Genomic DNA, 17,240 nt, shown 5'->3' with positions numbered 1-17,240 from the left:
CTCGCAGCCGGGGCAATCCGGCGAGTGGGCGCTACGGCATGTTCTTTTGCAATTGACTCGATCTGGCATCGACGATCTATTGCCAGACATGGGGAACGCGATCTCCCCACGAGGCGACAGGCTGAAGAATCGCGTCCTGCTTCTTGGAAGGACGCATCATGCCTGTTTTGAATACGATCTCTTCGGATAAGTTCGTTCGCCTGATCGGTATCCCGACCGGACCAGTACTCGTTGATGTCCGGCCGGATGACGCGTTCGCGGCCGAACCGCTTCTCGTTCCCGGAACATTGCGGCGATCCGCGACCGACGTCGCGACGTGGGCGGCGGCGTTTCGCGGTCGCTCTGCCGTGATCGCCTGCCGTGATGGTGGTTCGCTCAGCCAGGGCGTCGCAGCGCGCCTGCGCCATGAGGGGGTTTCGGCGGAGGCGCTCGAAGACGGCGTTGCCGGTTGGGCTGCTGCCGGCCTGCCGATGGTGCCGGAAACCGTCCTGCCTCCGCGTGACACGGAAGGCCGCACGATCTGGGTGACGCGTGGTCGGCCAAAAGTGGACCGGATCGCCTGCCCCTGGCTGATCCGCCGCTTCGTCGATCCGCGGGCCATCTTCCTGTTCGTCCCACCCTCTGAAGTCGAAGGCGTCGCCGAACGCTTCGCCGCTGCGCCCTTCGATATCGAAGGCGAAAATATCCTCTGGAGCCATCGCGGCGACGCCTGCACCTTCGACGTGATGGTCGAGGCGTTCGGCCTTGGCGGCTATGGGCCGCTAACGCGCCTCGCGCCGATCGTGCGCGGGGCCGATACGGGCCGCCCCGATCTCGTGCCGGAAGCGGCGGGCCTGCTGGCCGCTTCGCTCGGCCTATCGCGCATGTTCGCCGACGATCAGGAACAGCTCGAAGCCGGGATGCTGCTCTATGATGCCTTTTTCCGCTGGTGCCGCGATGCGACCGACGAGACCCACAACTGGGTTTCTCACCAGCCTGCCAAGGCGCGCGCCAAGGGCAAGGTGCGGTCATGAGCGGCGCGGTGACGGAAATGACCGCAAGTGTCGCGGCTCCACCGAAGGATCATGGCATCCCCTTCAGTGAGGCGGTCCGCGTCTGGGCACGGATCGCAGCACTGAGCTTTGGCGGACCTGTCGGCCAGATCGCGGTGATGCACCGCATTCTGGTCGAGGAGAAACGCTGGATCGGCGAGGAACGGTTCCTGCACGCCCTTAACTATTGCATGTTGCTGCCCGGCCCCGAGGCGCAGCAGCTTGCAGCCTATATCGGCTGGCTTCTCCACAAGACGAAGGGTGGCCTCGTCGCGGGAGCCTTGTTCGTGCTCCCCGGCTTTCTCTCCATTCTGGCTCTCAGTTATCTATACGTCTTGCTTGGTCACGCGCCGGTGATCGCTGGCCTGTTCTTTGGCCTCAAGGCAGCGGTCCTGGCGGTGGTGATTCAGGCCGTGGTGCGTGTGGGATCACGCGCGCTGAAGAACAGCGTCATGCGTGGTATCGCGGCGGCAGCGTTCATTGCGATCTTCTTCTTCGACGCGCCGTTTCCCCTCATCATCCTCACCGCCGGCATCATCGGCTATATCGGCGGACGCAGTGGGATCGCGGCGTTCAAGGGCAATGGCGGGCACGGCCCGGCCGGCGGCGAGGTGATCCACGACCGCGATACCGCGCTCGGTGAAGGTCTGCCCGATCATGCCCGCCCCAATCTGGCCTGGTCGCTCAAGATATCAGCGGTGTTTCTGTTCCTCTGGCTGACGCCGATCGCGGCTTTGCTGCTTCTGCTTGGCCCTGATGACGTGTTCACGCGCATCGCAACCTTCTTCAGCCAGATGGCAGTCGTGACTTTCGGCGGCGCTTATGCCGTGCTCGCCTATGTCGCGCAGGAGGCGGTCAATACCTACGGCTGGCTGAGGCCGGGCGAAATGCTCGATGGCCTGGGCCTTGCCGAGACGACGCCGGGTCCGCTCATCATGGTGACGCAGTTCGTCGGTTTCCTGGCTGCATTCCGGCAGGCGACCGGGCTGCCGCCGCTGGTCGCCGCAACCCTCGGCGCGGCTCTCACGACCTGGGTGACGTTCATGCCCTGCTTTCTGTGGATTTTCGCTGGGGCGCCTTTTGTGGAGCGGCTGCGCGGCAACCGGGTGCTGTCGGCCGCGCTGGGTGCGATCACCGCGGCGGTTGTCGGCGTGATCCTCAATCTCGCATTATGGTTCGCGATTCACACGCTGTTTCGTGATGTGCGCGAGATCCGGTTCGCCGGACTCATCTTCGAGGCGCCGATGGTGGCCTCTCTCTACATTCCAGCGCTGGTGTTGGCGGCGGCCGCCGCGATCGCTGTATTCCGTTTCAAGGTTGGCATGATTCCGACGCTGGCGGCCACGTCGGCAGCCGGTGTCTTGCTCTATCTGTCCGGCGTAATCGGTTGAAGCTCTTTCGAAAGGAGATCGAGATGAAGGGTTTTGTTGTATTCGGCCTCGCCGGGATTCTCGGCATGGCCTCGCCCGTTCAGGCGGCAGAGCCTTGGGAACAAACGGTCAGCACTGTGATAGGCAAGACCGGCACTGAAATGCCCGGCGGGGTCTATCGCATTGGCTTGCCGCGCAGCGATCTTAAAGTGACGCTGGACGGCGTGACGCTGAAGCCAGCGCTCGCGCTCAGCTCGTGGCTCGCCTTTGTTGGACATGGCCAGAATCAGGTGATGGTCATGGGAGACCTGGTGCTCACTGATACCGAGGTTAATCCCGTAATGGCGAAGCTGATTGCCGGCGGGATCGAGATCACCGCGCTCCACAATCATCTACTGCGAAACACACCGCATACTATGTATATGCATATCGCCGGGCACGGTGATCCGGCCCGGTTGGCCAGGACAGTGCATGATGCGCTGGCATTGAGCGGAACGCCGCTTTCGGTAGCGCCTGCGACCAACCCGGCAGCGCCGGAGACACTTGATCTCGACACAGCCGCGCTTGACCGCCTCCTTCGCCACAAGGGCAAGGTCGGCGGCGGCGTCTATGCCTTTGGCATCCCCCGCGCCGAGACGCCGCGCGATGGAGGTATGGCGCTGCCACCAGCGATGGGTGCGGCGATCGCGATCAATTTCCAACCGACCGGCGGAGGCAAGGCGGCGATCACCGGCGATTTCGTGCTTACGGCCGCCGAAGTGAACCCGGTTCTCAAGACACTGCGCGAGAACGGCATCGAGGTGACGGCTCTACATAACCATATGCTCGATGATGAGCCGCGCCTGTTCTTTATGCATTTCTGGGCCAATGACGATGCGCAGAAGCTCGCCCGTGGATTGGCGGCGGCGCTCGGCCATGTGGCGATCACCAGGCAATAAGCGATGCGATGAACATCAAAGATATTTGGCCAATTCGCCGAGCTTCGCCAGTTCCTCGCGCGTAGCCTTAGGCAACGGCCCAACCAGTTCCTCCAAATGGTGCTCGATATGATCGCGCACCAGTAATGTCTTGGTCTTATCGAGTGCCGCGATTACCGCCTGCATCTGCTGAGCCGTCTGAAGACCATCTCGCCCGTCCGCAACCATCTCCACAATCTTAGCGAGATGGCCTTGCGCGCGTTTCAGGCGATTGATCAGGTCAGGATTGGCGGCATGACTCATTGTTCGCTCCTCGCTTCAACGCGGCAATGCTTGCCACCCGTGAAGCGCCACATAGACACCGACAACGAGAATGACAGCGCCCGACACATAAGGCGCTCTGCGGACGATCTCACCAAAGCCGCTCCAACGCTTCGCTACTTGCCTCACGCTCACCGCCGCAATCACGCCCGATGCAACCATTGTAATGGCAAGCCCGATGCTGAAGCACAGGACCAGCACGGCGCCAAGGGTCAACCGTTGGAGCTGGAGGCAGAGCAATAGCACCGTGATCGCGCCGGGACAGGGAATGAGCCCCCCGGTCAGCCCAAACAGGACGATCTGGCCAGTGGTGACATTCTGGTTCGTAAAGCGGCGGCGAATATCCTCGGCATGTTCCATCTCATGCGCGTCCATGAACCCGCCAGTCGCGACTTCCAGCCCGCGTTCCTCGGCTTCGCTTGGCTCGTCATGATGATGATCGTGACCGTGAAGATGGTGGTTGCCATCATGTTTATGACCATGGTCATGGTCATGGTCATGGTCATGGTGATGATAGTGCTCACCGGCGATTTGCTCGCGGCGCGTGCGCCAAAGCATCCACCCGGCGATGAAGACGATGAGCACGCCCGATGCGAGTTGGAAATAGGGTTCGGTGGCATCTGCGTTGAGGCCGCCAAACAGCCACATACCGCCCAGTGCCACAATCCAGACAACTGCCGTGTGGGAAATGGTTGCAGCAAGGCCAAGCAACACAGCTTGTCGCACCGTCCCCCTGACCGCAATGATAAACGCCGCCATCATTGTTTTGGAATGGCCGGGTTCCAACCCGTGCAAGGCCCCCAAGAGAATGGCGGTCGGGACGAACAGCCACGCGTGAGCGGCGCTTTGCTGGAGAAGGTCGGCGAGAGAGTCCATTCGCGCCGCCTAACACCAAAACTGCCTTGGAGTCTATCCTATCCCCCAGGGGGGGATAGGAATCGCGATTTTGATGTGAGGTGGGCTGCACAGACCATGCTTCGCGGTTATGTCAGGCAGCGATCTATGCAGCCGCTTTGTGGCGGGTGTGCGATTTAATCAGCGCATTGCCGATAAGGGTAATCTGCCACCATGCCAGGAGATCATTTGGGCCAGCATGTGCTTGGGCGAAACCCCGCTTCACTAACATGGCAAGTGCCGGATCGCTCGCCGAAGCAAGGAAACCCTTACCCTCGGGCGGCAACGCCGCAAGCTCAGTCAACGCATCCCATTCGGCGTCGGGCAGCAAGCCATTGCTGACAGGAGCCGCTTCCTTGATCGGGACAGGCCCGGCCACCTTGCGACGCTTTTGGGATGTGGGCTTGATCTCCCCCGCCAGCGCCGAGGCAATCCGACGGCCTACGCGATTGGCGGCCTTCACCGATGGATCATGCTGAACATGGGCATAGATCATCGTTGAGCGCAGATTTGCATGGCCGAGGATCGCGCCCGTCAGCGCCAGCGCCTCGCCGTGCGAAGTGGCCGTAGCGCCGACCGTATGACGCAGCGTATGAGGGGTGACGCCCGACAACTCGGCCTTCTTCACGATCTTCGGCCAGACATTCTTGGTGCCCTGGAAATAGCTGTCACCTTCATCGGCGGGGAACACGTAATCCTTGCCGTCCACCTTCTCGATGCCTTTGAGCAAAGTCGCTGCCGCGAGGCAGAGTGGACGGATCGACTTGCCGGTCTTGCTGTCGTCGAGAACGAGCAGACCATTTTCCAGATCGACCTCATCCCATTTCAACTCCGCGATTTCATTGCGGCGGCAGCCGGTCAGCACCCATAGCCGGGTGATGTTGAGCGCCTTGATGTTGACGCCCTCGGCTTCCAATGCGTCACAGGCCGCACCGAGGCGCGCGACTTCCTCAAGTGTGAGGAAGCGTGTGCGCTTGTTGTCGGACTTGTTCACCACCGCCTTCTCGCAGGGGTTAGCTGCGACAATTTCATGCCGCTTGGCGAAGCTGAACACGGCCGACAAATCGCGGAACACCTTGCGCGCCGCACCAGCGCCACCCTTGACGATGATTCGCGTGCGCGGCCCCGCCTTCTCATTCTTCGCCGTCTTGCCAGCCTCGACATCGCGGAAGAATCGCTCGATGTCGGCGGCGTTGACTTCCGTCACGCGCTTGTAGCCGAGCAGCGGCACGACATGGTGGCGCAGCCGAGCGATGGTGTATTTCTTGGTCAAGGACTTCATCGGCTGGCCCTGGCGCTTGCCGCGCTGGATGAAACAGCCTTCCTGCTCATAGCGGTCGACCAGCCCGCTCATCTTCATCTCGGCCCGTTTCGCATTGCGTTTGTTCGCAGGATCGTCGCCGACAGTGGCGGCGGCGAGCAATTCCTTTGCCTTCTTTCTGGCTTGCTCCACCGTCAGGGTTCCGAAGCGGCCGACAGTCATGAACCGGCGCGGTGCGGTGCGGCCACCGCCCTCCGCGCGATAGCGAATGATGAAAGTCTTGCGGCCGGTTGTCGCTATGCGAATACCAAACCCGGATAACTCGCTATCCCAAATCTCATAGCGTTCCGAGCGCGCGCCGGCTGCATCGACGACCGTTTTCGTCAGCTTGACCGATTTTTCTTCCGCCATTTTCTTGCGATCTCCGGGCGATCCCACCCTCGAATTGGTGTCCACATGGTGTCCACCAAAAGAGAAAAATGTGGGTTTCCTCTAGGATCATTCTAGCGTAGTTTTGTGTGGAAAACAAACTGATAATCAGTGACTTAATCGTATAGTGGCGAACTATGGCGCAGACCTGACGGATAGTTGATGCAACTTTGCCAAGGTTGGGGTCGAGGGTTCGAATCCCTTCGCCCGCTCCAGATTTCTTCCTTATATCAATGTGTTGCGATGCCTTCCATCTCGGGGGGCGCCGTCTCATGGCCGCTGGCGTCCACGGGCTCGGAATCCGTGAGCGTCGAATTGCCTGCGTAATTGCTCAGATCCCTCATGGAGCAGCTATGTTTCGGCGCTGAGAGTCGATGCTCCTGGGGAAAGTTATCCCTTGAGCGGGGGCGACCTGTCTCCCGCTACCCCTTCTAGGGGCACCCCGCACCCTCCGCTCGACAGGCTCTTACAAGGCGTCCGCCCCGGACCAGACGCACAAAGCAGGTCAGGCGAGTGACGGACTCGTGTGCCGAAGGGGTTGTCGATGATGTACCGCCAATATCCGTCCGGACCGCGCCGGGCGATGTCATTCGACGTCGCGACCATGTGAAAGTCTTGACCGGTCGGTGTCTTCCCAACGATGTTCCAGTCGAGCACGAGCGATGCAATCGTGTCCGCCACTAAGATGTGGCGGGCGATGATCACCATCGGCAGTTGCGCGCTATAATATTTCAGCAACTCAGCCCGAATGGCCGGGGCCCCGCGCTGTGGTTCGCCATTGGCACTGACCAATATGGTGTCGGGCTCATAGAAGCCGCACATGATGTCGATATCCATCGAGTTGAAATGCTGGAGAAGCGAGGGGACGATCCCTCCAGCGCGCGGGAGAGTTCAGGCTTGGAAGCCATCGGCAGGTTCCTTGTTGGTGTTATGAGAAGAGTTTCGGTTCGCAGCGCGGTATGGAATCGCCAGCGCAGATTAGGCCTGAGCCTTCACGGGTAGTCGAAACGGTGCGCCGAGCCGATTGAAGGCGTTCATCGCTGCGATCGTGATGGTGAGATCAACCAGATCCTGGGGTGGGAACGCGGCCGCCGCAGCAGCATAGGCTTCATCCGATGCACGCGTTTCGCTGAGTAGCGTCACCTCCTCGGCCCAGGCCAGCGCCGCGCGATACTGCTCGGGAAACAGATGAGGCACCTCGGCCCAGACCGGTAGCAGCGCGACCTTGTCGATCGGCATGGTTTTCAGCAGATCGCGCGTGTGCAGATCGATGCAATGGGCGCAACCGTTGATCTGCGAAACACGCAGGAAGACGAGGTGGATCAGTTCCTCAGGAAGGTTGGTGCCCGTGGTGACATAATGGTGGATGCCGAACAGCGCCTTGGCGCCCTGCGGGGCGACCTCGTGCCAGATCAGTCGCTTGTCTTTGCTCATGATGATTTCCTTCGTCTTGGACGGCGTTCAAAAACGCTCGCCAACCCTGACGACGCAGGAAGAGGCAGTGTGACATATCCGCCGATCTTTTTTCACTCGGGCGGGTTTTCTCCGTTCGTTCCGCGAGTGCCAACGCCATCCCGGGCGCGACGATCTCATCCTTGCTGAGCCGCCGGCCGCCATTCCGGTCAGGTCAGATCAGCTTGTCCAGTGTAAGGGGCAAGTCGCGCACCCGCCTGCCGGTTGCGTTGAAGACAGCATTGGCGACGGCTGCGGCAACGCCGGTGGTTCCGATCTCGCCAATCCCGCGCGCGCCGAGGGGCGTGCGGGGATCGGGGATGTCGGTCCACAAGACATCAATGTCCGGCACGTCGAGATGCACCGGCACATGATAGTCGGCGAGCGACGTGCTCATGATGCGGCCGCTGCGTTCGTCGAGCAGCGTCTCCTCGGTCAGGGCCATGCCCAGGCCCATGATCATGCCACCCTTGAACTGGCTGGTCGCTGTCTTGGCATTCAGGATGCGACCGCAATCGAACGCACCGACCAGACGATCGACGCGAATTTCGCCCGTGACGTTGCTGACCCGCAATTCGCAAAAGATCGCCGAGGTACTGTGCATGGCATATTTCAGTATTTCGAGCGGCGCACCGCTTTCGCCGACCACGCTCAGCTCGTGTCGGCCGGCGCGGCCCAGGATGGAGGCGAAGCTTTCGTGGCGGGCGGGATCCTCGACACTGCGCAAGCCGCCGTCGGCAAATTCGACCTCGCCTGGCTTGAGGCCGGCCAGCGGCGTGTCATTGCCCGCCATCCGCATAAGCTGAACCGCGAGTTTTCCGCTGGCCGCGCTGATGGCCGCCGCCAGTGATGCGGTCTGCGACGATCCGCCGGCAAAGCTGGCGAAAGGCAGGCTCGAGTCCCCGATCGTCACTGTGACGCGATCGAGCGGGAGGCCGAGGCGATCGGCCGCGTGCTGCCGCTGGACCGTCGCGGTGCCCATGCCCATTTCGTGGGCGGCGCTGGCCACATGGGCGTCGCCGGCGGCGTCGATGGTGATCCGGACGGATGTACCGGGCATGCGGGTGAATGGAAAGGTGCCGGTGGCACAGCCCATGCCGATCAGCCATTCGCCGTCCCGCCGCATGCCTGGCTCTGCCGTGCGCCGGTCCCAGCCGATGCGCGCCGCGCCCAGGTCATAGGCCTCCATCATCGCATTCTGCGAGTGGGGCGCCCCGCTTACCGGGTCACGGCTCGCGGCGTTGATTCGGCGCAGTTCGATAGGGTCCATGCCGAGGGCATGCGCCAGCTCATCCATCGCGCATTCGATCGCAAAAGTGCCCGGCGTCTCGCCGGGGCCGCGCATGAAGCTGTTCGCGAGAAGGTCGAGATCGACATAATGCTGGACGATATCGAAACTCTCGCTGGCGTATAGGGAGCGGCCAGTGAGGCTGAACCCTTCGTCGCAGACACTGTGCAGCGGCTTCACGCCATAGCCATGGTGAAGCAGCGCCTTGAGTTTGCCATCCGCGTCCGCAGCCAGTGCCACCCGTTGCTCGGTCTGTGTGCGCCCGCCCACCAGCCGGTGCATGCTGGCGCGCGAGAGGGTGATGCGCACCGGGCGGCCCGCGAGCTTTGCGGCTGCCGCGCCAAGGATCTGATGATCCCACAAGCCCTTCGCGCCGAACCCACCCCCCACATAGGGCGAGCTGACATGAACATTGCCTGCCTTCAGCCCGAATATCTTTGCGAGCGAACCGGCGGTTCCGTGAACCATCTGGGTCGCATCGTGAACGATCAGCTTGCCTTCACGCCAGACGATCGTCGCGGCATGCGGCTCGATCGGATTATGGTTCTCCCAGGGCGTCGTATAGACGGCATCGACCTTGCAGGCCGCTTCGGCGAACTTCCTTCGTGCATCGCCTTTGTCGAGGCGGTTGCGCTCGACAAGGATCGATTCCGGCGTGTAGGCGCTCGCCTTGCCCTCCTCGAACCGCGTGCGGGCCGGCATGGCATCATAGCGCACGCGGACCAAGGTGGCGGCATGATCGGCCTGCTCGCGCGTTTCGGCGAGGATCACGGCCACGACCTGCCCGTTCCAGCGAATCTCGGCGTCCTGCATGATCGGCAATGTGTGATTGCCGGCGGCCTTCAGGTTGGTCATCCCGATGGGCGGCGGAACGCTCATTCTGGGCGCATTGCGATAGGTCATGACCAGCGCGACGCCGGGCACCGCTTGCGCTGCGGATATGTCCAGTTCGGCGATCTTGCCGCGCGCGATCGTGGAATGGACAAAGGCCGCGTAGAGAAGCTCCTCCATCGGCACTTCGGCGGCGAACCGCGCCGCGCCGCGCACCTTGTCGGGCCCGTCGACCCGCGACTGCTGTCCGCCGAGCGCCACGCGCTTGTCGATCAGCGGATCAGGGATGCCGCCGGGCAGCCAACTCGCCGGGACATGGCCAAGGACGGCGCGCACGCCGCCGACAATGGCGTTCTGCAGCCTGGTCATGCGCGCGCTCCTGCGAGGGTGGAGAGGACGGCGACCACCGTGCGTTCGACGAGGCCGATCTTGAAGGCATTGCTGGACAGGGGCCGAGCATTGGCCAGCTCTTCCCGGATCGCGGCAAGGATGGCGTCGCGATTCGGCGCAACACCGATCAGCGCCGTCTCGGCCCGCGTCGCCCGCCAGGGTCTGGCGGCGACGCCACCCAGCGCGATTCGGGCTTCGGTAATGCGTCCGTCGGCGAGCGCCAGGCCGCCGGCCACGGAGATCAGCGCGAAGGCGTAGCTGGCGCGGTCGCGGACCTTGCGGTACTCCGAATGCTTGACTGCGTCCGAAGGCGGCGGCAGCTCGACGCCGGTGATCAATTCTCCTGGCTTCAGCACGGTCTCTGTCTGTGGGGTGGCATCGGGCAGGAGATGAAAGCCCGCCAGCGGCACTGATCGCTCCCCGTCGGGCCCCGAGAGATGGATCACAGCATCGAGCATGGCGAGCGCGACGCACATGTCGGAGGGATGCGTGGCGACACACTGGTCCGACGCGCCCAAGATCGCATGATAGCGATTGAATCCGTCGAGCGCGTCGCAACCGGCGCCCGGCTGTCGCTTGTTGCAGCGGGCGCCCTCGACATCGTAGAAATACATGCAGCGCGTACGCTGGAGGATATTGCCCCCGACCGTCGCCATGTTGCGAATCTGTGCAGAGGCCCCGGCGAGGAGCGCGCGCGCGAGCACCGGATAGCGGCGTCGCACGAGCGGATGGGCGGCAAGGGCGGCGTTCCTGACCGATGCGTCGATCAGCAAGCCACCGCCATCGCCTTCCCGGATGGCGCCATCCAGGCGGCTGACGTCGACCAGCTCGCCCGCCTGCTCGACATTCTGGCGCAGCAGATCGACAAGGTTGGTCCCGCCGCCCAGAAACCGCGCGCCGCCGCCAGACCGCGCCAGGGCATCGGCCCGATCCGCCGCGCGGACATAGCGCAGCGGCGTCATGCCGTGGCCTCCGCCAGCATCTCCTCGATCGCCTCAACGATCCCGTTATGCGCGCCGCAACGGCAGAGATTGCCGCTCATGCGTTCGCGGATTTCCGCGCGCGTCACGGCCGGCGGGCCTGCGGCGATGTCGAGGGTCACGTAGCTGGGGTCCCCGCGCCGCAGTTCCTGCGCCATCGCGATCGCCGAGCAGATCTGGCCGGGGGTGCAATAGCCGCACTGCAGTCCGTCATGCTCGATGAAGGCCTGCTGGAGCGCATGTAACTCCCCGCTCTCAGCGGCAAGGCCTTCGATCGTCCGGACGTCGCTCCCGTCCGCCTGTGCGGCAAGCGTGAGACAGGACAGGACGCGGTTCCCATCGAGAAGGACCGTGCAGGCCCCGCAGGCGCCCTGGTCGCATCCTTTCTTGGTGCCGGTAAGGTGGAGATGCTCCCGCAAGTGGTCGAGCAGCGAGACCCTGGCGTCGTCAGGCGGCAAGACGTCCACACCGTTCACGCGTATCGCCATGACTTCGCTCCACTTGCTGACGCGACCAAGCCGGTCAGCGTCGCAAGCAAGATACAACGAAGTTCGGACTATTCAACCATCGTTGTAGACGATCTTGGTAATCATTGCGATAAACCGATCCCGCTCATCGGGCGACAGTCGGGAGAGCATCAGCATATACATCTGGCGATAGGTCTCCCTCTGTGCCTGTGTATAGGCCGCGCCAGCCTCGGACAGGGTCAGCGCGACCGCCCGACGATCCGCTTCGATGCGCTCGCGCTTCAGGAAGCCGCGCTTCACGAGCCGGTCCGTCGCCGAGGACAACGTGGTGGTGGGCACGCCCAGGAAGCGAGCAACGTCAGTGGGCCCGCAGCCGGCATGATCCGCAATGTATTGCAGCACTGCCTTGTCCAGCTCGGCAAGGGGTCGCTCGGACCGCAGCGCGTCCGCAAGCTTGTATCTTCGCGCGAACGTTTCGAACGCAGTGCCGAGCGCGACGAGCTGGTCTTCAGTGGGATCACTCATTCTGCCCGCATATCGCGTCTCGGCCTCAATTGGCCAGTGTTGCCCGTGGGAGAACGATAGGCGAAGCAAGCGCCAATTGAAGCCACCTGAACCTCACCGTCATCAGACTGTCAGAATAGCGCATTAGCGAGCCCCAGATTTTCGGGAATGGGGCTTTCGTGATCACGATCGATGAAGACAGAACATCGTGGTTCATGCGGCATATCCTGCCCCATGAGCCGGCGCTCAAGGCGTGGCTGTCCTCGAAAAGGTCGATCGGCATCGATGTCGACGATATCGTGCAGGAAACCTACAGCACCCTGGCATGCCGCGAAAGCGTCGCCGATATCCGCTTCCCCCGGGCCTATCTGTTCCAGATCGCGCATTCGCTCGTCATTCGCCATATTCGCCGGGCGCGCATCGTGTCCTTCCAGGCGCTGGAGGATCTCAACACGGGCGATTGGGAGGACGACGCGCCGTCGCCCGAACGGCAGGCCATCGATCGTGACGAATTGCGCCAGCTTGCCTGCGCCATCGCCGCCATGCCGCCGCAGACGCGCAAGGCGTTCACGCTCCGGCGGGTGAACGGACTTTCCCAGCGTGAAGTCGCGCAAGAGCTCAACTTATCCGAGAACACGGTCGAGAAACATATATCGCGGGGAATTCGTTTCTTGACGGATTGGTTCGGGAATGGCGGAAAGACCAATGCCCGATCCTCTAAGACCGCGAAACCGGAGAGCCCGACCCTGCATGATCAAGTCCGAGTCCAGTCAGAGCATTGATGAGGCGGCGGCTGACTGGGTGGCGCGCCGTGATCGGGCGGATCTGACGCAAGAGGAAGAGGCGGCTTTTCAGCATTGGTTGATGGGAGACGTGCGCCGGCCCGGCGCGCTCCTGAGAGCGCAGGCGGTGTTCCTGCGCAGCGAGGCCGCCGGCGCTCTGGGCAATCGTTATGATCCGGCAGACTTCCAGATCGAGGCCAAGGCGGATATCTCCGCCCCTCAAGTCTCGCGGCGGCGTCTGCTGATGGCGGGCAGCGGCATGGCGGCCGCTGTGATTGTCGGCGGGCTCGGTTTCGGCCTGCTCATGCCGCAAGCTTATGCAACGGAGCGCGGAGAACGGCGGCTCGTGCGCCTCGAAGACGGGTCGAGCATCTTCCTCAACACCGATACGCGCGTTTCCGTGCGCTATGCCGGCGGCGCGCGGATTGTCGATCTGGTCAAGGGAGAAGCCTTCTTCACCGTCGCGCCCGATGCGAAACGTCCCTTCACGGTCGAGGCCGGTGAGGATCGCATCAGCACCGGGGGCGCCAGTTTTTGCGTGCGCCTGCTGGAAGATCGGCCGGCCCGCATTCTCGTCGACGAGGGGCAGGTGAGCGCGACCGCTGCTGCCGGCCACAATGTCCTGCTGCGGGCGGGAACCCGTCTGGATATGGCGTTGGACTCCCCGGGCCGGGCACGCCCCGTCTCGATCTCGGCAGAGGAGATCATTCGCGATCTTGCCTGGCGCGACGGCAAGATCGCCTTTCAGGGCGAGACGCTCGCACAGGCAGCGGAGGCCTTCGCACGCTATGGTGATCCATCGATCGAAATTCGCGACGAGGCTTTGCGGCAGGAGCAGGTCACGGGCTTGTTCGCGGCCAACGATCCGGTCGGGTTCAGCAAGGCCATTGCAAGCCTGTTCGGCGCCCATCTGGTCCGCCAGGGCAGCAGCATCGTTTTGAGCCGTCCGGCCGCCTGATCAAAAATAATCTGATGGCGAGTGGCGGAAGTCGCTCTGCCGAACGTCAACCACCCCGATCACTGCATCATCGTAAATCGGGGGTAGGGAATGACTATTCGTGCAGCCGTCCTGACGGGCGGCGTGGCTCTTGCCGTGCTTGCGACTGCCACGCCAGCGCAGGCACAGACGCGCAGCTTCAATGTTTCAGAGCAGCCTGCCGTCAGCGGCATTCCCGAGTTCGCGCGGCAGGCGCAGATCCAGATCATCGCGCCGGCCGGCGACCTCCAGGGCGTTCACACAAAGGCGGTCATCGGCTCGCTGGACATTCGCGTCGCGCTTCGCCGCCTGCTCGAAGGCACGCCACTGCGCATCGTGTCGGACAATGGAAAGCTCATCATGCTCCAGTCCACCCTGCGTGCCGTGCGGGAGAAAGGCAGCATAACCGGCCAGGTTCTGAACCCAGTCACCGGCAACTATATGCGTGACGCCATCATCCGGCTGACGACTGCCGATGGCGACCGGCATGTCACCACCGTAGACAACGAAGGGGCCTATCGCATCGCCGATCTGCCCGCAGGCACCGCGCAGATCACCGTCAGCTACACGGGCTATGAGGAGATTTCCCAGACGGTCGAAATCACCGCAGGCGGCACGACCACGCTGAATTTCGATCTCCAGCAGACCGGCGTGACGCAGGCGTCGTCCGGAAATGACATCGTGGTGACTGGCACCGTGCGAGAGGGCGATGCGCGCGCGATCATGAGCCAGCGCAAGTCGATGAACATCACCAACAGCCTTTCCTCGGAATCCTTCGGCGATATCGCCGAAGGCAATGTCGGCGAGTTCATCAAGTTCATGCCCGGCGTCGACACGGCTGGCGAAGGTGATGATACGGTGCGCTATGTCCGCCTGCGCGGCCTACCGTCCGAGTACACCGCCATCACGGTGAACGGGGTGCGCATGGCCGCAGCGGACGCGAATGACGGCTCGACCACTTCGCGCTCCTTCAGCTTCGAGCAGGTCTCGCTGAGCAGTGTGGATTCGATCGAGATTTCCAAGACGATCAGCGCGGACGTGGACGCCAATGCCCCGGCCGGCACCATCAATCTGCGGACCAAGCGCGCTTTCGATCGCAAGGGACGACGGATCAACGTCCAGCTGAGCGGCTACACTCACGACGACATGTGGCGCGATCGCGTGACGGGGCCGGGCGAAGGCAAGCACGAAGGGCGCTTTCGACCCAATGGGCAACTTGAATATTCCGATGTCTTCTTCGGCAATCGCCTGGGCGTGGTGGCCAGCATCAGCCAGTCCAAGACCTATACGGAGATGGAACAGGTCTATTATCCGCGCAGCTACGTGCCCACCGCCGCCAGCCCCGAGCCATTGGCGCTGACGAGCATCTATACGCATATGCGCGCGCAGGAGGTCTCGCGCTTCGCCTCATCGCTGACGCTGGACTTCCGCGCGACGGACGCGCTGACACTTTCCTTGGCCGGCATCTACAACCGGTCCTATCTCTGGTCCGGCCAGCGTGCCTACAGCTTCATCACGGGCGCGCGGGCGGCCGGCGTGATTGGCGATCCCGCCGTGGATTTCACGACCAAGTCCAGCACGGCCAGCGTCGAGGCCGTGTCCAACGCCATTTCCAAGCGTGGCAAAGGTGTGACGCTGCTCCCGAGCTTCGAATATAAGCACGAGCGTTTCACGCTCGACGGCAATTTCTCCTACTCCAACTCGACCAGCAACTATGATCCGCTGGGCAATGAGGGCGCCATCTTCAGTCTTGCCACGTCTCCCAGTGCGCGGGGCAGCTTCTCTGTGCATCGCTCGGGCCTGGACACGCAGGACTGGACGATCACCCAGCTGACCGGTGCCGACTGGAGCGATCCGGCCAGCTATACGAGCCCGACATCGATCGTGCTCAACACGCAGGACGGGCGGTGGGCGCGCACCGAATTATGGGGCGGCGGGCTGAACCTCTCGTTCCACTCGCCTTTCGAAGCCTTGCCGATCCTGTTCAAGACAGGCGTGAAATTCCAGCGCGCCATCTATGACTTCGCCAATGAGCGCGCGGCCAGCCAGTATCGCTACACGGGGCCACTCAGCCCGGCTGCCTTCCTGGCGTTGAACCAGAGCGCCAACGAACTGTCCTTCGATCAACTCGATATCGACATCGCCTCACTGTCCGGCAGCAGCCGGCTCTACATGCCCAGCAACCAGAAGATCGGGCAGATGTTCCTCTCGAACCCCGACCTGTTCGAGCATACGCTGACCGCCGCGAACTACTACACCGCCTATATCGCCAATCGCCGGCATTTCGAGGAAGACACCAATGCCGCCTACGTCATGGGCACGGCGGACATTACCGCCCGCCTGAAGGTCCGGGCCGGCCTGCGCTGGGAGCAGACGCGGACCCGGTCGCGCGAGTTCGATGCCCTGTCCGCCGACGCCGTTCGCGCCGCTGGCTATGCGGTCACGGCGAGCACGGGGCGTGCCTCGACGCTGGAAGGCATCAAATATCAATATGAAAGCAATCCGCTGATCGACCGGAAAGGAAGCTACGACTATTTCTTCCCGAGCGCGTCGCTCAAATTTTCGCCCACGGACAGCCTGGACATCCAGCTCGGCTACAGCCGCACGATCCGGCGGCCCGAAGTCAACATATTGGCGGGCGTCTGGTCGGTGAACGACGCCACGCTGACGGTGACCGCGCCCAATCCCGGCCTGAAACCGGAGGTATCCGACAATTTTTCCGCGCGGATCGTCAAATATTTCGAGCCGGTGGGTCTCGTCGCCGTCAACTATTTCCAGAACCGTGTGAAGGGTCTGTTCCAGACCGAGGAAATGACGGCGGAGGAGTTCGGCTATACCGGTACCGACTATGCCGGATACATTTTCCGCACGACGCGGACGGTGTCGGGCGACGCCATCAACATTCGCGGTCTGGAGCTCGAGCTGAATCATTCGCTCGACTATCTGCCGGGCCTGCTGAGCGGACTGACGGTGCGGGGCTCTTACACCTATACCGCGCCGGAAGTCCCCATCGCCCTTTCGGCACGGCATCTGATCTCCGCATCGCTGGCCTACAAGAAGGGGCCCATCGCCTTCAACCTGAACAGCCTCTGGACCGGCCGGAAGCTCAACAGTGCTGCGAGCGGCTCCTACATCCGGCCGCGCACCGACATGAACTTCTCGGGCAGCTATTCGCTGAGCCCCCGCGTGCGGCTGTTCATGTCCATGCGCAACCTGCTCAACGAGAAGACGCTCATCATGCTGCCCGGCGTCGACACGCCGGCCGGTCCGGTCGGCGACCATGCTGGGGATTATCGTGCCTACGGTCGCAGCGCGACCTTCGGCGTCCGGGCAACCTTCTGAGCGAG

Annotated in this window: 15 protein-coding genes; 6 read left to right on the top strand and 9 right to left on the bottom strand. The window is 62.7% G+C overall.

Annotated elements, in window-relative coordinates:
- The first annotated feature begins 158 nt into the window (after positions 1-158).
- The 3 genes from SLG_RS14945 to SLG_RS14935 are packed head-to-tail and all read left to right on the top strand — an operon-like array spanning position 159 to position 3,339.
- Entirely contained in the window at positions 159-1,013 is an 855-nt protein-coding gene (locus SLG_RS14945; protein ID WP_014077332.1) for a chromate resistance protein ChrB domain-containing protein, read from the top strand.
- Positions 1,010-2,422 (top strand): chromate efflux transporter, encoded by a 1,413-nt coding sequence (chrA, locus tag SLG_RS14940; RefSeq protein WP_014077331.1) that lies wholly within the window; start codon positions 1,010-1,012, stop codon positions 2,420-2,422. Before SLG_RS14945 ends, chrA begins: the two co-directional genes overlap by 4 nt.
- Before the next feature lie 23 nt (positions 2,423-2,445).
- Entirely contained in the window at positions 2,446-3,339 is an 894-nt protein-coding gene (locus SLG_RS14935; protein ID WP_014077330.1) for a DUF1259 domain-containing protein, read from the top strand.
- A gap of 15 nt (positions 3,340-3,354) precedes the next feature.
- Here SLG_RS14935 and SLG_RS14930 read toward each other — a convergent pair whose 3' ends face one another.
- The 9 genes from SLG_RS14930 to SLG_RS14885 all read right to left on the bottom strand — a co-directional run bounded on the left by SLG_RS14930 (position 3,355) and on the right by SLG_RS14885 (position 12,156).
- On the bottom strand, positions 3,355-3,621 hold the full coding sequence (locus SLG_RS14930) for a metal-sensing transcriptional repressor (protein ID WP_014077329.1): 267 nt from the start codon (positions 3,619-3,621) through the stop codon (positions 3,355-3,357).
- A 15-nt stretch (positions 3,622-3,636) separates the two neighbouring features.
- Complete coding sequence (locus SLG_RS14925) at positions 3,637-4,515, bottom strand: nickel/cobalt efflux transporter (protein ID WP_014077328.1); 879 nt, start codon at positions 4,513-4,515, stop codon at positions 3,637-3,639.
- Between the two features lie 124 nt (positions 4,516-4,639).
- Complete coding sequence (locus SLG_RS14920; RefSeq protein ID WP_014077327.1) at positions 4,640-6,205, bottom strand: tyrosine-type recombinase/integrase; 1,566 nt, start codon at positions 6,203-6,205, stop codon at positions 4,640-4,642.
- A 408-nt stretch (positions 6,206-6,613) separates the two neighbouring features.
- The gene (locus SLG_RS14910; protein WP_014077325.1) at positions 6,614-7,060 is read right to left on the bottom strand and encodes a YybH family protein; all 447 of its coding nucleotides are present in this window, start codon (positions 7,058-7,060) and stop codon (positions 6,614-6,616) included.
- Positions 7,061-7,201: 141 nt separating this feature from the next.
- Entirely contained in the window at positions 7,202-7,657 is a 456-nt protein-coding gene (locus tag SLG_RS14905) for a carboxymuconolactone decarboxylase family protein (protein WP_014077324.1), read from the bottom strand.
- 193 nt (positions 7,658-7,850) lie between these two features.
- Positions 7,851-10,163 carry a xanthine dehydrogenase family protein molybdopterin-binding subunit gene (locus tag SLG_RS14900; protein ID WP_014077323.1) on the bottom strand — a complete coding sequence of 771 codons (2,313 nt, stop codon included), beginning with the start codon at positions 10,161-10,163 and terminating at the stop codon, positions 7,851-7,853.
- Complete coding sequence (locus tag SLG_RS14895; protein ID WP_014077322.1) at positions 10,160-11,146, bottom strand: FAD binding domain-containing protein; 987 nt, start codon at positions 11,144-11,146, stop codon at positions 10,160-10,162. The genes SLG_RS14900 and SLG_RS14895 overlap by 4 nt, the downstream gene beginning before the upstream one ends.
- The gene (locus tag SLG_RS14890; protein ID WP_014077321.1) at positions 11,143-11,652 is read right to left on the bottom strand and encodes a 2Fe-2S iron-sulfur cluster-binding protein; all 510 of its coding nucleotides are present in this window, start codon (positions 11,650-11,652) and stop codon (positions 11,143-11,145) included. The genes SLG_RS14895 and SLG_RS14890 overlap by 4 nt, the downstream gene beginning before the upstream one ends.
- Positions 11,653-11,724: 72 nt before the next feature.
- Positions 11,725-12,156 (bottom strand): MarR family winged helix-turn-helix transcriptional regulator, encoded by a 432-nt coding sequence (locus SLG_RS14885; protein WP_014077320.1) that lies wholly within the window; start codon positions 12,154-12,156, stop codon positions 11,725-11,727.
- Between the two features lie 158 nt (positions 12,157-12,314).
- On the opposite strand from SLG_RS14885, the gene SLG_RS14880 reads away from it, so the two are divergent.
- From SLG_RS14880 to SLG_RS14870, 3 genes are all read left to right on the top strand, one after another.
- Entirely contained in the window at positions 12,315-12,917 is a 603-nt protein-coding gene (locus SLG_RS14880) for an RNA polymerase sigma factor (RefSeq protein WP_014077319.1), read from the top strand.
- Entirely contained in the window at positions 12,886-13,875 is a 990-nt protein-coding gene (locus SLG_RS14875; protein ID WP_014077318.1) for a FecR family protein, read from the top strand. Before SLG_RS14880 ends, SLG_RS14875 begins: the two co-directional genes overlap by 32 nt.
- 90 nt (positions 13,876-13,965) lie before the next feature.
- Positions 13,966-17,235: a TonB-dependent receptor gene (locus tag SLG_RS14870; protein ID WP_014077317.1), complete on the top strand. Its 3,270-nt coding sequence runs from the start codon at positions 13,966-13,968 to the stop codon at positions 17,233-17,235.
- Positions 17,236-17,240 lie beyond the last annotated feature (5 nt).

The sequence above is a fragment of the Sphingobium sp. SYK-6 genome (genome assembly GCF_000283515.1).
Classification (GTDB): domain Bacteria; phylum Pseudomonadota; class Alphaproteobacteria; order Sphingomonadales; family Sphingomonadaceae; genus Sphingobium; species Sphingobium lignivorans.
The sequence above is the reverse complement of the archived record's forward strand: the minus strand, read 5'-3'. Positions and strand labels throughout refer to the sequence as shown.